Here is a 14,794-nt window from a genome sequence, read left to right as displayed (position 1 = left end):
GAGTTTCGTGTTCCAAGCTCGGCCTTTCGTGTTCCAAGCTCGGCCTTTCGTGTTCCAAGCTCGGCCTTTCGTGTTCCAAGCTCGGCCTTTCGTGTTCCAAGCTCGGCCTTTCGTGTTCCGAACTCGGCCTTTCGTGTTCCAAGCTCGGCCTTTCGTGTTCCGAACTCGGCCTTTCGTGTTCCGAACTCGGCCTTTCGTGTTCCGAACTCGGCCTTTTATGTTCCAAGCTTCAAATGAATAAAAGTTGCATTCACCTTAACAGGAATAACAGTACTCACTCTACTAACTAAGCACTAACTTCCGGCCTTACAGACGGCTGTACTTCATTGCTGTAACCATGGCCGTAGTCATAAGGGCCGTGAGTGACAACAGGTAACACTTCCCAGTTTTCAATGGCGGGTGGTGAGCTAGTTGTCCATTCTAAGGTTAAAGCTTGCCAAGGATTATCGCCGGCAGGTTTGCCTTTGCTCCAACTGTAGAGAATGTTGATAGCAAAAGGTATTACCGATATCCCCAAAACAAATGAACCAAAAGTACAAATTTGATTGAGGTCGATAAATTGGGGGTCATACATTGCGACTCGTCGGGGCATTCCTTGCAAACCCAACTCGTGCATGGGTAAAAAAGTCAGATTAGTGCCGATAAAAGTAAGGACAAAGTGAACGCGGCCCCAAGCTTCATTCATCATCCGTCCGGTAATTTTGGGGAACCAGTGATAAATGCCGGCGTAAATGCCAAACACGGAACCGCCAAACAGGACGTAGTGAAAATGTCCTACTACATAATAGGTGTCGTGGACGTGAATATCAAAGGGAGCTGTTCCCATCGTCACACCACTTAAGCCGCCCATGACAAACATGGACAACAAGCCAATGGCGAAAAGCATGGCGCTGGTGAAGCGGATTTTACCACCCCAGAGAGTAGCAACCCAGCCGAAAATCTTGACGCCAGTGGGAACGGCAACAATTAGGGTAGAGATAGTGAAGAACATCCGCATCCAACCGGGTGTACCGCTGGTAAACATGTGGTGTACCCAGACGAACAAACCGACAACGCAGATTGCCACACTAGAATAAGCGATCGCTTTATAACCAAAAATCGGCTTACGGGCATGAACTGGAATCACCTCGGACATAATGCCGAAGATGGGCAGAATCATTAAATATACTGCCGGGTGAGAATAGAACCAGAATAAGTGCTGATAGATAACAACGTTACCGCCGGCATCTGGTTTAAAGAAGGATGTCCCAAAGTTGAGGTCAAATAACAGCAGAATTAAACCCGCTGCTAATACAGGTGTGGAGAGTAATGCCAAGATAGAGGTTGCCAAGATTGCCCAGCAGAATAAGGGTACTTGATCCCATTTCATGCTAGGAACCTTCATCATCAAAATGGTGATCACAAAGTTCAGTGAACCCAAAATTGAGGAAGTTCCCACCAAAACGATCGCAAGTATCCACATTGTTTGAGCAATGGGCGCTGTCACCAAGCTTAAAGGTGGGTAAGCTGTCCAACCAGATTGTGAACCGCCGAAGATGAAACTACCTAAAATTAGCGCCCCTGCTGGTGGGTTTAACCAAAAAGCGATCGCGTTCAGCTTCGGGAAAGCCATATCCCTAGCGCCAACCATCAACGGCACAAGATAGTTACCAAATCCCCCAATTGCACTCGGAACAATCCACAGGAAGATCATAATCGTCCCGTGATTTGTCATGAAAGCGTTATACATATTGGGGTCGAGCAAGTCTGCATCTGGTGTTGCTAACTCGGCGCGAATAGCGATCGCCATCAATCCACCGATTAAATAAAACACAAACGCTGTCACCAGGTATTGAATACCAATAACCTTGTGGTCAACATTAAATGTAAAATAATCCTGCCATTTCCACGCTTTGGGATGGGAGGCGTGAGCAATCACCATTTCCGGCTTTTTACCTTCTGGTGGCGTATTCCGTGGAAATTCTACTTTTGTCATATTTTTTCACCGCTACGCAAAGTCCAGGGTCAAATGTCCAAAGTAATTAAATTTGACTCTTGACTCTTGACCATTGACTCATGACTCTTGACCAATGACCATTGACTCTAGAGTTGCTGCACTAATCCCCATATCGTGGATATGAGGAGCGAGAAACTCTGATGTAGATAAGTCGGCAGGATTAACCCTTTGGGTTCGCGAGTTCCCCATCGCCGGAAACCGCCAAGACGGGGACTCGCTCACTGCAACAACTTGATGTAAGTCTTGCTTTTGAGCAATCTGGTTTTCTGTCCGCCAGCTATCATAAGCTTCCGGCGTGTGGACAACTACCTGTGTCCGCATTGAGCCGTGATAACCACCGCATAGTTCAGCACACACCACAGGGTATGTACCTGGTTTGGTAGCGACAAATCGCAGTTCAGTAGGGATACCAGGAAGCGCATCTTGCTTCAGCCGGAAGTTTGGCACCCAAAATGAGTGAATCACATCCTGTGCTGAAAGATTGAGTTGGACATCAGCACCGACAGGAACGTGCAATTCCCCAGAGGTAATCCCACTATCGGGATAGTTAAATATCCAAGCGTACTGTATCCCTTTAACATCAACAACTAAGTCGGCTTGTTTACCTTGGGTTGTGGGAGATGCACCGATGCCAATTGTTGGAGCAGTTGTTGCTTCAGAGGTGTCATTTAAGGTAGCCGCAAGAGCGCTACCTGGCGTATGAGCAATATGAGCTGAGGAATGAGGATGACCCGCAGGCTCAAAGCCTCCCATTCGGTTAAAAACATCTACACTGTAAATGCCCAAGGCCAGCACAATCAATGTTGGAATTGCTGTCCAAAAAACTTCTAAGGGCAAATTGCCTTCAATTGGCGCACCATCGGTATCGTCTCCTTGGCGGCGACGAAACTTAATCAAAAAAACCACAATGGTTCCTTCTACCACCAAAAACAGAGCGATCGCAATGGTAAACATGATATTGAAAAATCCGTCTACCAAAGGCGCTTGTAGCGATGCTTGTACTGGTAATAGAGTGTGATTTTGACCAATCCAAATACTAATTGCTGTAACTACTATCCCAGCAATCAGAGTCCATAATGAAACAGGAATTTGTTGCATACTGCTACCTGCTCTGTAAAACGTCTTTAGGCTACTGGGTACTGGGTATTAAGTATCGGGTATTGGGGAAAGGAAAAGGGGTAAAGGGGAAAGGTAAAAATCATCCCTTTACCCTCTGCCCTTTAACCTTTTCCCTCTTTCCCCAGTAACCATTTTGTTTTCACTTATTAACTTTCTAACGCGCACTAAAAAAAAAGGGGGGAAACTTCCAGATTTTTTCATATCTTTCCCCCCAGTAAATTACAAATTATCTTTCAACTCCTATAAAAAAGGAGCCTTCTTTTTACAGAAAAGCTTGTTGTTCTTAGAAGACACTTTTAGTCCTAATATTGATTAGGCTATATTAGCAGCAAGTTTAAATTTGTTAATAAGTAACAATTTGCGATTTACGGATTTGTTTACTGTGAACTTTTGGGCTTGTTCTGGTAAATAATTAGCATTCCCCTCTAGTTACCTTGCTTAGCGCAATCGCGCTTTCTGTTAAAAGTGCCTCCTTGAACAAACAACAATTTCGACTAACTCCAACAACCTTAATTATTTAATGCAACATGGGTGTAGCAATTCTTTGGACAAATCCGCGCACAAGCTTCACAACCAATACAGTTTTCTGGATAAGCCACCGCCATTACTTTTCTTTCAATTTCTTCATCATCTTCGTCCTCTACAAATTCTCCTTCTTCGTTAAGTGCTTTTAAACCCAGCACATTATATCCGCATACTTTAATACATCTGCCACAGCCGATACATTTGTCTTTGTCAATTTCTTGAGCAAATTTGGGTGTCCAAGTCTTACCGCCAAATGTCAAACCTGTTAGTTGCGCCATGAAATAATCCTCGGCAGTTTTGCCTATTAATTTGTTTGTACTTTTATCTCATCGTATCCTAATATTTTCTGTTTTCGATGTTAGATAATTACTTTTTTCTCATCAAATTTTGATATTTTCAAACACAATTTTGTGTGGTTTTTTAAATTTAATTATGTAGATGAAATTTATTGCCAATAACTATTATGCAGTGTCAAGCAGTAGAATACTTGTATTGCGTCTATCAGGGCATTTGATTAGCTGTTTTATGGTCAGAGTTCAATAACCTCTGCTTGCTATAAACTCTAAAGGAGTTAACACTATTTACAACGAATGCAACTTTAGATATGAGGTAATGATATTAATTTTCAAATCTTCCTATTTTCAGACAAAAATATGCAACACAAATAGTATTTAGATATACAAAACTAGATGTTCGTTAATTACATTTTTATCTATGCAATGTGTATTAAAAAAGCAATTATCTTCCAGATAGCTTTCATTGAAATATCTACATAAATGCTGATAAAGTAAATATTGACTTTGCACATTAATTCACCAGACAAAGCTGAGTTATATAGGATAAAAACTGTAACCTTGATAGCAGAATATTAATCCCTATTAAATATTAAAATTATTAATAAATCAGATGAATACTAGTCGTAATAAGTTTAAATGGTTTCCAAAAATACTTTGGCTAAGGTTTTATAGTCAAAAAGAGATTGTTCGTGAAATATTTATTTAAGGAAATGTTAAGAATGATTTCTAAGCTCATTATGAACAAACTTATTAATTTATTTATGAAATGTATAGTTAATAAGAAGTAATATTAGGCTCGGCTTAAAAGACTTAAATAGCTACCAATTGGATGCGAAGCCAGAATATGGATGTGAGAAGTTAGTGGGGTGAGAAAAGATTATTCTTACCTAAAAAATAATTTGGTAGCAAGTAACGAATAAACAGGACATATTCCAATACCTTTCAACTAAGGGAGAAAGGTGGAAGGAAAAGGGCTTGAATTTGCCTTTTACCTTTTATCCTTTTTCTAGACTCCGAGGTAGGTAATTAGACTTATCTGAAAAGTATTGGGACATATCCAGGGGAGAACTGAGCCTGACATCTCAACGATTAGAGTGGGAAAAGAGCCAAATGCCTTATACAATTCCTAACAACAGTTGCGTTGGATGTGACAATTGCCGTCCCCAATGTCCTACGGGTGCAATCAAACTAGAGAACGATGAATATTGGATCGATCCTTTTCTGTGTAACAATTGCGAGGGTTATTACCCAGAACCGCAATGTGTAATGGCTTGTCCAACTAAGTCTCCCATCCCCTTGCAGGCGAAGAAAGGGAGATGCAAAGTTGAGCCGAGAGATGCTACTAGTTCAGACTTGTTTTCTAACGGCAAGAACAATCCATTTGCTTCAGCGATCGCAATTTGGGAAGCTTGTAACGTATTGGCGCAGCGGACATCGTTGCATTGGGAAAGCGATGAAGAGGGTTATCTGTCTTATGGCAGACAAGTTAACCAAGGACGAGGAGCGATCGCCTTTCACATCCAAGATCCATTTCAAGTTAGCGATCGGGCCACAGACTTAGGAGCGATCGAAGCGTTAGACATTAGAGCCACTTGCATCCATCTGATTTTTGCAGCTTATGCCACAGCCTTAGATCAGCCTTGGGAGCAAGAATTTACTATTGACGAGCGGCAAATTGAGAAATATTTGGGGATGGAGAAACGCAAAGACTTGAGCAAAAATGCCAAGTTGGCTTTAATGAAAAACATTGTGCAGCAAGCTTGCTCACTAATCATCTCCATTGACTGGCCGCAACAAGGACGAGTTAGCGGATTCTCAGTTAAACAAAGTCGCTTGTGGCACTTAGTCGATATTCAGCATCACTTCCAAGAAGACAATCAGGGATGTAAATATCTTGTCGGACTAACTTTTAAAGTAAAAGCGGGTATATGGGCACAGTATTTCTTAAACAAACAAGCATGTAAAGAGCGAACCGCATTCTATCAATACGGCAGTCTACCCAAAACCCTGTTAACTACAGTCATGAGCATTTGGCAGCAACATGAAGGAGCAGTCAGACTAATGCTGTGGTTGCTGTTTAAAACCAAAATGGGTAAAGAACAACGCATCACTGTTCCTACCCTACTACGTGTTGCGTACGGTGAGGAAAAAGTCACCTTAGCCTCTCGACAACGAGAAGAACGCAAGCGCCTACTGCGAACTTTTGAAAGTGATTTGGAAGTTCTCAATCACTATGGAATGAAGCCAATTTTCGATCCAGTTACCTACCCAATAGAAATTCAACCTTTGTGGGCGAAGTTAATTGATCTTCCTGAAGATCCAGATGAAGCGTTAGAATTTTGGACTAATGACGGCGGTGGCGAAACCCGCCTTACAGACACAGGCCCCCGTGGGAAGTGGAATTTGCTGATGAATGCGCGGATTTTGGCTTTTGAACTACCAGCAGAATGGGAGCAGCAAATTTCAGAATCGGAGAAAAAGCAGCGGCGAACTGCTAGAACCAGAAGGAAGCCCAAAGCTACAGGCGATTTGCTGGGTGAGCAGATTTTGCAAGCGCGAAAAAATTTGAATCTCTCTCAAAGAGAATTGGCAAAGCTCACAGGTAAGAGTCAAAGCTGGATTCGAGATGTGGAAAATGGTCGTTTAAAAGCCAAGTTAGAAGACCAAGTGCTACTACGAAAAGTACTAAATATGGTTTAATCTAGACAGCGATCGCGAAAAGACCCAATGGTACTTCCAACGCTATGTAGCCCATCTCCCCGCTGTGGGTGACATTGTTTTGTTTGACCGCAGTTGGTATACCCTGCTGCGGTCAAACAAGTTATAGAGGTGTCCCAGAAGGCTGTTGCACGCTATTGTTAACAGTTTTTGCTTCGACAAAAGCTTCTCGACCTGTAATCAATCTGGAACGACGATTACGAGTGATATAATTCCACGCCCACTGAAATACTACTAGTAATTTAGTGTCAAACTCGATTAAGAAGTAGATGTGAACTAGTAGCCAAAATGCCCAAGCAAGGAAACCTGTGAGTTTGATGAAGCCTAAATCTACAACAGCTAAATTTTGCCCAATCATCGCCAAACTACCCACGTGATTGTAATGAAATGGTGGCAAAGTATGACCTTGAAGCCGTCGTTGAATTAGTTTACCTACATACTCTCCTTGTTGTTTAGCTACGGGTGCAACACCAGGTAACAGTTTACCATCTTGATGGGAGAAGTTGGCTAAATCTCCAATTACGAAAATGTTGTTATAACCCTTGATAGACAAGTCAGGTTCTACAATTACACGTCCTGAAGTATCGCACTCTGCACCTGTACTTTCTGCTAGGACTTTCCCCATGCCCGAACCTTGGACACCTGCTGCCCACAATATGGTTTTTGAGGCAATTTCTATCAATTCATCACCTTGCTTGAAGGTAACAATATCATCTTCAATATTTGTCACCCTGGTGTGAGTGTGGAGTTCCACACCCAACTTTTGCAAAGATACTGCTGCTGATTTCGATAACTCTGGCGCAATATGTGGGAGGATGCGATCGCCACCTTGTAGTAGTAAAATTTTCGTTTCTGAAGTGTTGATGTTGCGGAAATCTTCTTTGAGAGTTTTGTATGCCAATTCCGCGATCGCACCTGCTAATTCTACACCAGTCGGGCCACCCCCCACAATCACAAAACTCAACCAAGCACGGCGTTTTTCGGGATCTGTTTCTTTTTCTGCTGCTTCAAATGCGCCAAATATCCGACGACGCATTTCTATGGCATCTTCAACAGTTTTCAAGCCAGGAGCAACTTCTTTCCAGTTATCTTTACCAAAATAGGAATGGTTCGCACCTGTGGCGACAATTAATGTATCATAAGGTACTACTTCATCACCCAGAATAACCTGTTGCGCTTTTGGATCAATATTATTTACTTCTCCCAACAACACCTTTGTATTCTTGCTTTTGCTAAATACAGATCGCAATGGTGCGGAAATATCAGAAGGTGATAGCGTACCTGTCGCAACTTGATATAAAAGCGGCTGAAATAGGTGAAAGTTACGTTTATCAATGAGAGTAACATTTACATTCGCTGTATTCAGAGCCTTTGCTGCATACAGTCCACCAAAACCACCACCAACGATAACAACCTGATGTGGTGCATTATTCTCAAGTGAGACTGCCATAAGAAATATTTCCTTGTGTTAAGAAGTTGTAACTATTCTTAACAAAGATGTAACAGCATTATGATACAGGTTGCTGTTTATTTAGAACAATTGAAAAAATAATAAAAGTAGTTAAAGAGCGATTCTACCTTACTTTCAAATTTCTGCCGCAGAGATTCAGGGGCAAAAGTATTGATGGCAGAAGTTACACCAGCTAGGCCAATTTTACCGCACTTTAGGAGATGAAAAGAAGATTTGAGCCTACTAAGATTAATAGTAGATGCATACCTTTTTGATTATCTGGTATAACCCAGATTTCTATACGTTACAAGTTTCCGCTTTCTTAGAGGTCAGCCAGAGACTTGCTACAGCATATTTAATCACTACTGATTCTTGTGTTGCATTGCAAGAACTCTTCAGTCGTTGGGTTTTGGTTCCATCTTTTACAAGTTTTGCCTGACAGGTGTAGAGAGAACCAGAAGGTTTTTCAAAACTTAGCTCAGCTTGCATGGTATTATTGTCTAAGCTTTGCTCTAAGATTTTGCCTGTCACCTTGTAGTTAAACCAATCCCATCCGTGGCTAAAGATTAGTTCTCTTTCTAAAATCTGAAGTGCAGTAGGCAAAATTCCCCAGCCTCGATAGACTCTATTCAAGCACTGAATATCGCCAGTACGCGTCAAAATTGATCTGAATGAATCTCGCTCAATAACACCGTAGTATCTTCCTTCTGGCAAGTCAATGATCGTTGGTGCAAACCGATGTCCACCAAAATGGGTTGATTTCCAAATTCGTACATTGTCCAAGCACAAATCAGAAATAGTAGCTGTAGCTTGGAAGTAAAAAGGATTTCCATATCTGGCACAGCACTTATCATGATTACCGTGGGTACAAACTAAAATATCTCTGGTTGCATTAGTGTGTACTTCCGAGTCACAACTCATACCCCATAACCATTTTTGGACAACTGTAGCTACTTGTTCAATATTTGCTAGTTTAAACTCTTGCTTGCGATATCCATTACTTAGCCCCTCTTGTTTTTGATAAATCAAAAGAGTGGTATGGTCTACTTTATGTGATAAATCATTAGCAATTAAGAGAAATCTGATTGGTAGTTTGGCACGCTTCACTTCATCTACCAAAATCCTCAAATTATTTGGTACCCATTTAGAATTAAAAGCTTCTGATATCCAAGGTGGAGGACACTCAATTAAAATATAAGTTTGTTGATTGGTCGCGCTACCAATAATATCTTCTCCTGTTTGCCGCGAATAGTCAGAACAAAAAAAAGTATCCATTTAACTGTACTCATGAATTAATTTTTTGGACAAAGGGAATGAAAAGATAGTAATTGTGTTCTGGGTAACAATTTCCTTGAATCAAGGAGATATAAAAGAACAATATACATTTCTTGGTTAAAACCAAGTAGCCACTTTATAACATCATTTATAGCTAATGTCTTTCCGGTTAATGAACTCTCTATAATAGAGGTAAACAGCCCTAAGAGAGATTTTTCAGTACTTGTAAAGTTAATTTTGTATCTCTTTTCGTATGGCATTTGAGAAATAATTATGCTCTAAAATTCGGTTTTTTGAACTTGGTTTTCTTGCCAAAATTAGATATATTCAACCTTGTGCGATCGCATTATAAGCATCAAGTAACTAGCTTGCTTAAAATATTTATGTAGCTAATATTACTAGTAAAAATTTTACCGACAACAAGGTACTTTTTTAAAGTTTTGTTTAAATTATCTACATATCTAGTTACATCTCCGGTTGCTATACATAAAGGTATACTTCTGCACTACTCTTGTGATGAATGCATTCAGGCTAGATACGGAAACACTTGATTAATAGTAATGGCTTTAGCGAACCAATTCTGTTTTAAGATTTCCACACTACCTACTTTTAATGTATCTATTAATATATACATCTTGCAAATAATTCTCAACTATTCTAGAAAAAATAAAAATAGTTAGGTTGGATGTAAATGCTTTAGTATTTCATACCCAATGCAAAATAAGTTAATGAGCAAGATTAGTGACTAATCATTAGTACGTCACTGAAATCAGCATTAACAAATCTAGTATTTACCCTGTTACCTAACCTAGCTTCCTGAAAATCATATCAGGGTTTGATTCTGGGCATCTGCTTTGAATGTAACTGAAGCCCATAACAAATGCAAGTTTTTGACAATCTTTATGACTTTTGGTACAGTTTGTGACTTCCTGGAGATTTATGAAATTCAGTTGAGCAGGCATTTATATAGTGGAGAGGGCTAACTATAACAAGTATTAATACTCTCAAGATTATAGACAATTTTTTGCACTTGTGACGACAATTTGTCACAAGCTCAGGTGCGACGCAGCCTCACCAAGCATCAAAAAACTAGATGATAAACACAGGAATATTCGGATACTTCAACTACTGAAACAAATAAAAGGCGCGGCTTAATATAATTCAAAGAATTTCGCTAGCTTCCACATAGTATTGTAAGGTGTGTCAAGACTAAAGTAGTGCATTAGCTTTTCTCTTGTGGGATGGGCGTCTCGCCCGTCCGGTGCGGGCTAGAAGCCCACACTACAAGAAAATTTATTGCAACATTTTAGCCTTGCCACGCCAGTCAGGTGTGTTAGATACTAAAAATTTATTGTTCCCACACACCATGACCATCAAGCAAAAAAAGAAGAAATTGTTTACTGTTATAAAAGTTATTTCTATATTTTTTATATCTAGTGCAATTGCATGGGAAGCAGGAAATATCTACGCCACCTTGACTAATCAAAAATTGCCTAATAGTTTCAATTTGATTTTTTGGATAGAACGTTTTGCTCTTGTGGCGCATTTAATTGAGGGAATAGCAGCAGCTTTGTATGCACCTTCAAAAAGAAAGGATTCAATTCAATATGGTACTTACACGTTTTTCGTAGGTACGGTAGGGTTATTAGAATTATTTGAAGAAAAGAACGGTAATTTGATTAATAATCAGTGAACAGTTTTTCAGTTATGAGTCAGAGTCTAGTACAAATAGAAGCGGTAAGTTTGAGTTGGGTTATAATCCTACACTAATCTCAGTTAGCACCCTCACCCGCCCAGAACTCAACTGGGCTAATAGCCCAATTCCACTAAAGTGGACTCAAATCTAACTCAGTCTTCTTTAGAAAACTTTAATACCCGATGACTAAAGTCGCACGCCAGTTGCGTGGCTGTCGGGAAACCTACTAATAACTGATAACTGTTTTAAGCGTAAGATAGTATCTTCATGCAGCGGCTTGCTGCTTGTTCAACATCTGCAACCACTGAACGAGTCTTTGGCGTTGAGCATCATTTACCTGAATACTTGCTGAGCGTAGGGCTGGGCGTGGGAAAATTGCTCGTAAGTCAGCCAGCATTTCCAGCGATTCGCAAGCCTCCAAACACTCAGCAATATAATCAATTGATTCAATGGTGAGCCATTCCTGAGTCGCCTCAAAGTCACAAATATGATGCTTCATAAGGAGTGAAATCACCTTTTAGTTCAATCAAGAGCTGATTTTTTCAATATTTAGACTCAGCGATCGCGCTCGAAATAAACAAAGACAAACCGCAGCTGAGAGTCAAACGGTATTGCCCTCCTTATTTTAGAGCATGAGTGTGGCTTGTGTAGATAGATACCTCAAAATTTCTTGACGAAAACCCAAATACACAATTTTTTCTCAGATAACTCCTTAGTTTTGTCTTTTCTGCTACATGGAGAATAAAAAGCTCAAAAATCCAGGCGATCGCAGTAAACAAAGCGGATTGCACCCCCTGCCATGCTTTATCATGACAAAGCGTCGGATTCAGTACACCCTGAAACTCCAGCAACTAAGCCTGTTTGCAGATAATACAATTCCGTACACTCGCAACAGTAGAGCAGAGACACTGGTGATGAATACTAATGCACTTAAATAGCTAAAGCAACCAAAGAACAAGAATAATGGCTACAAATTTTCATAGCAATTCACAACTTCCCTCCGATATCTCAACTCCTATCAGTCGCATAGCAAAGCCAAATTCTGAGTTCTACTCTATTTTTTCTGAACAAGAAGTTTTAGGAATAATTCATGCATTAGAAGTTAGACGAGAAATACCTCTAAAGTACTCTTACAAAGGTAGAGGGGCAAAAATTTGGGATAATTTTTATGTAAAATATATTATTCCTAAATGGTATCGGACATCAAGTGTAGAAATCGACCTTTTAAAAACGAATTTTGAATACATTAATGGCAATATTCAAAGTTGTAAAAAAGTCAATATTATCGATGTAGGCTCAGGAAATTCATATCCTGTAAAACAATTTATTTATAACTTGAATAAATTGAAAAAAATTAATAAATATATTGCCTTAGATATTAGTGAAGAATTACTTAATGTATCCAGAAAAAATTTTAGTAAATGGTTTCCGTTAATCGAGTTTAACAGTCAGACAATTGACATAGAAAACAGTTGTATTCCCCAAGATTTGTTAAAAAATCAAGCTGATGATGAAAATGAAAATACAGCAAATATAATTTTGCACTTAGGTGTAACAATTGGCAATCATCATCATAGAAATAAAGTCCTTAAAAACTTTCGAGACAGCATGAAAAAGAATGATTTTTTGGTATTTACTAACGAAACTGGTTCTAACTCTAAATGGGATGGCAGCATCAGAGGGGGCTGCAAGTATCATGCAGAGGAAGTATATGGATGGATTAAAAACAAAATGGGGATTAGATCTGAAGATTGTCAACTTGTCAGAAAGTATGATTCCCAAACAGATAGTATAGTTGCCAATATGAAACTCCATCATAATTACACTATAAATTTCTGTTCTCAGGGAATAAATAAGAATCTTGAAATTTTTAAAGGTGAGGAGATTACTATTTGGAGACATCATAAGTATGAAATACCTGAACTTCTCCAAGAAATAGAACAAGCTGGACTAAAACTTGTTCACTATAGTACAGACAAATACTTATCACGGATCATGGTGATTTGTGAAATTGCTAGTAACTAGTGGTTCTGGGAGGTTCGTAGTAAGCACTTTAGTGCTTAAAAAATCCCCATCTACATAAATTTAGAAATCGAACGTAGTGCGAATCACACCAACATACTGCGGATCATTGCTGCTGTCGTTTTCCGGGTTGAGAATTACCCACAAACCAGGGGTTACTGAAATGTTGTCGTTCATTCGCCAGCGATAAAATACTTCTATGTGGTAAGAGTTGTCACTTTCTTCACGAACATCACTGTTAGACACACGGGGGGGTAAACCAAAGAGAATCCCCGGTAGATTGCCCTTTCCCCCCACATCTGGAAACGACATACCGATCGCCCCAAACCAGACATTGGCATTGTCACCATTGTTCACGAACAGAGAATCCGTTCCACCTCTGCCATTGGAAACATTGCTAAAACCAGAGTTCTTGGCAGTTGCCCAAATGTATCCACCCCAAGTATGGATCTGGAAATGTGGAGAAAAGCGATAGTATCCCTGTACACCTACAATATTGTTGGAAGTAGCAATGCTATTGCCAAAAGGAGCGCCTGAAAGCAGGCTACCTGTTCCAGATGTGATATCTACAGAGCCACCAGGGGTGTAACCATGAGAGAAAGCAACACCAACAGATCCTTGTTTACCGTAATACGTCAGGTGTGCCAGAGCGTTGTAGCCACCATCAAATAGCCCGTTTCTCGCCAGTGGAACATTGGGAATGTTTGCTAAATAACCCAAGGTAAGAACCAAGTCATTGGTGATTTTCCAGTTAGCGGCTGCACCACCGCCACCCCGCCGGAAAAGAAGACTGTATGAGCCAAAAAGTGAGGGAACCCCATTACCATCATCAGCGATCGTTGCAGGAGTCACGGTGTCTGTAATATCGGTGTAGCCTATACCTGTGGGCCCAACGATAAAGGAAAGAGAATCGCTGACTGGGAAGTAGTAACGGATGTGAGGAATAAAAAGTGTATTGTTGCTACCACTATCGAAGTTTAACCGCGTCATTCCCGTACCTGTCGCTGACGCAATTTGGCTTGTGCTATTGGAATTTAGGAAGTTTCCGAACTCCAGGCGCACGCGTAACAAATCTTTGCCTGTAAAGCTGCTCTCAAAGTTGAGACGGCCGCGATCGGCAAAGTAAATTTGGGATTGATCGCGTTCGCCACCCACCCTACTACCAAAGGTATCACTCACCGCAGTAATAATTTGAGCATTCAGTCTAGTAGTAGTGGAAAATTGCTGTTCCTCCAGTGTCGCTGCACGTGCCTCCAGCACATCCACCCGCCCACGCAGAGTTGTTAGTTCTGCCGCAAACTCTTCTTGTAATTTTTGCAGGATTGCCAAGTCTTCTTTTTTGACTAAATCATTAGTACCCACAGTAATCAATTCGCTGACTCGATCCATGCAAGCATTTAAACCAGATGCAAACTCGTAACGGCTCAAGGCACGGTTGCCACGATAGGTGGAGTCAGAATAACCTACAATACAGCCGTAGCGTTCAACCAGTGATTGTAATGCCTGGAATGCCCAATCGCTCGGCTTGACATCGGAAAGCTGGGAAACAGAAGTAACTTGTGCCTGCAAGCTGTCATCAGCATCTACTGCACTAGAATTATCCTCTGAAGGTGTTGCCCAGACTGCTGGAACTGCCAAAAATAGCAGGAAAAAGCAATGAAAAAGAATTTTGATCATTGAATTTTGACTAAAAAGGG

General features: G+C 40.5%; 12 protein-coding genes. 5 read left to right on the top strand and 7 right to left on the bottom strand.

All coding sequences use genetic code 11. From position 1 onward, the window contains the following. Positions 1-286 precede the first annotated feature (286 nt). The 3 genes from ctaD to fdxB all read right to left on the bottom strand — a co-directional run bounded on the left by ctaD (position 287) and on the right by fdxB (position 3,918). Entirely contained in the window at positions 287-1,975 is a 1,689-nt protein-coding gene (gene ctaD / locus HCR01_RS06110) for a cytochrome c oxidase subunit I (protein WP_193195361.1), read from the bottom strand. 78 nt (positions 1,976-2,053) lie between these two features. Beyond that, a complete protein-coding gene (locus HCR01_RS06105) occupies positions 2,054-3,094 on the bottom strand; it encodes a cytochrome c oxidase subunit II (protein WP_193195360.1) in 1,041 nt (346 codons plus the stop codon). Between the two features lie 530 nt (positions 3,095-3,624). Continuing rightward, entirely contained in the window at positions 3,625-3,918 is a 294-nt protein-coding gene (fdxB, locus tag HCR01_RS06100) for a ferredoxin III, nif-specific (RefSeq protein ID WP_193195359.1), read from the bottom strand. 1,128 nt (positions 3,919-5,046) lie between these two features. Here fdxB and HCR01_RS06095 point away from each other — a divergent pair. Then, positions 5,047-6,636 (top strand): helix-turn-helix domain-containing protein, encoded by a 1,590-nt coding sequence (locus tag HCR01_RS06095; RefSeq protein ID WP_193195358.1) that lies wholly within the window; start codon positions 5,047-5,049, stop codon positions 6,634-6,636. Then, positions 6,626-6,763, top strand: coding sequence for a hypothetical protein (locus tag HCR01_RS06090; protein ID WP_320073089.1), 138 nt, complete (start codon positions 6,626-6,628; stop codon positions 6,761-6,763). Before HCR01_RS06095 ends, HCR01_RS06090 begins: the two co-directional genes overlap by 11 nt. Here the strand turns inward: HCR01_RS06090 and HCR01_RS06085 are convergent. Then, positions 6,758-8,104 (bottom strand): NAD(P)/FAD-dependent oxidoreductase, encoded by a 1,347-nt coding sequence (locus HCR01_RS06085; RefSeq protein WP_193195357.1) that lies wholly within the window; start codon positions 8,102-8,104, stop codon positions 6,758-6,760. The two genes, HCR01_RS06090 and HCR01_RS06085, sit on opposite strands and share 6 nt — an antisense overlap. 297 nt (positions 8,105-8,401) lie before the next feature. After that, positions 8,402-9,379: a sucrase ferredoxin gene (locus HCR01_RS06080; protein WP_193195356.1), complete on the bottom strand. Its 978-nt coding sequence runs from the start codon at positions 9,377-9,379 to the stop codon at positions 8,402-8,404. 1,312 nt (positions 9,380-10,691) lie between these two features. On the opposite strand from HCR01_RS06080, the gene HCR01_RS06075 reads away from it, so the two are divergent. Beyond that, positions 10,692-11,072 carry a hypothetical protein gene (locus HCR01_RS06075; RefSeq protein ID WP_320073085.1) on the top strand — a complete coding sequence of 127 codons (381 nt, stop codon included), beginning with the start codon at positions 10,692-10,694 and terminating at the stop codon, positions 11,070-11,072. A gap of 268 nt (positions 11,073-11,340) precedes the next feature. On the opposite strand, the gene HCR01_RS06070 is transcribed toward HCR01_RS06075, so the two are convergent. Beyond that, a complete protein-coding gene (locus HCR01_RS06070; protein ID WP_193195355.1) occupies positions 11,341-11,574 on the bottom strand; it encodes a hypothetical protein in 234 nt (77 codons plus the stop codon). A gap of 235 nt (positions 11,575-11,809) precedes the next feature. On the opposite strand from HCR01_RS06070, the gene HCR01_RS06065 reads away from it, so the two are divergent. Both HCR01_RS06065 and HCR01_RS06060 read left to right on the top strand, forming a co-directional pair. Continuing rightward, positions 11,810-12,013, top strand: coding sequence for a hypothetical protein (locus tag HCR01_RS06065; protein ID WP_193195354.1), 204 nt, complete (start codon positions 11,810-11,812; stop codon positions 12,011-12,013). A gap of 25 nt (positions 12,014-12,038) precedes the next feature. Continuing rightward, a complete protein-coding gene (locus tag HCR01_RS06060; protein ID WP_193195353.1) occupies positions 12,039-13,100 on the top strand; it encodes an L-histidine N(alpha)-methyltransferase in 1,062 nt (353 codons plus the stop codon). A gap of 60 nt (positions 13,101-13,160) precedes the next feature. Here HCR01_RS06060 and HCR01_RS06055 read toward each other — a convergent pair whose 3' ends face one another. Then, positions 13,161-14,774 carry an iron uptake porin gene (locus HCR01_RS06055; protein ID WP_193195352.1) on the bottom strand — a complete coding sequence of 538 codons (1,614 nt, stop codon included), beginning with the start codon at positions 14,772-14,774 and terminating at the stop codon, positions 13,161-13,163. Between the last annotated feature and the right edge of the window lie 20 nt (positions 14,775-14,794).

It is taken from the genome of Nostoc sp. MG11 (genome assembly GCF_014904695.1).
GTDB lineage: Bacteria > Cyanobacteriota > Cyanobacteriia > Cyanobacteriales > Nostocaceae > Komarekiella.
The sequence above is the reverse complement of the archived record's forward strand: the minus strand, read 5'-3'. Positions and strand labels throughout refer to the sequence as shown.

What these genes read in the sequence shown, in the direction of transcription:
- ctaD (WP_193195361.1), bottom strand. Translation starts at nt 1,975, where the DNA reads ATGACAAAAGTAGAATTTCCACGGAATACGCCACCAGAAGGTAAAAAG.
- HCR01_RS06105 (WP_193195360.1), bottom strand. Translation starts at nt 3,094, where the DNA reads ATGCAACAAATTCCTGTTTCATTATGGACTCTGATTGCTGGGATAGTA.
- fdxB (WP_193195359.1), bottom strand. Translation starts at nt 3,918, where the DNA reads ATGGCGCAACTAACAGGTTTGACATTTGGCGGTAAGACTTGGACACCC.
- HCR01_RS06095 (WP_193195358.1), top strand. Translation starts at nt 5,047, where the DNA reads ATGCCTTATACAATTCCTAACAACAGTTGCGTTGGATGTGACAATTGC.
- HCR01_RS06085 (WP_193195357.1), bottom strand. Translation starts at nt 8,104, where the DNA reads ATGGCAGTCTCACTTGAGAATAATGCACCACATCAGGTTGTTATCGTT.
- HCR01_RS06080 (WP_193195356.1), bottom strand. Translation starts at nt 9,379, where the DNA reads ATGGATACTTTTTTTTGTTCTGACTATTCGCGGCAAACAGGAGAAGAT.
- HCR01_RS06070 (WP_193195355.1), bottom strand. Translation starts at nt 11,574, where the DNA reads ATGAAGCATCATATTTGTGACTTTGAGGCGACTCAGGAATGGCTCACC.
- HCR01_RS06065 (WP_193195354.1), top strand. Translation starts at nt 11,810, where the DNA reads ATGGAGAATAAAAAGCTCAAAAATCCAGGCGATCGCAGTAAACAAAGC.
- HCR01_RS06060 (WP_193195353.1), top strand. Translation starts at nt 12,039, where the DNA reads ATGGCTACAAATTTTCATAGCAATTCACAACTTCCCTCCGATATCTCA.
- HCR01_RS06055 (WP_193195352.1), bottom strand. Translation starts at nt 14,774, where the DNA reads ATGATCAAAATTCTTTTTCATTGCTTTTTCCTGCTATTTTTGGCAGTT.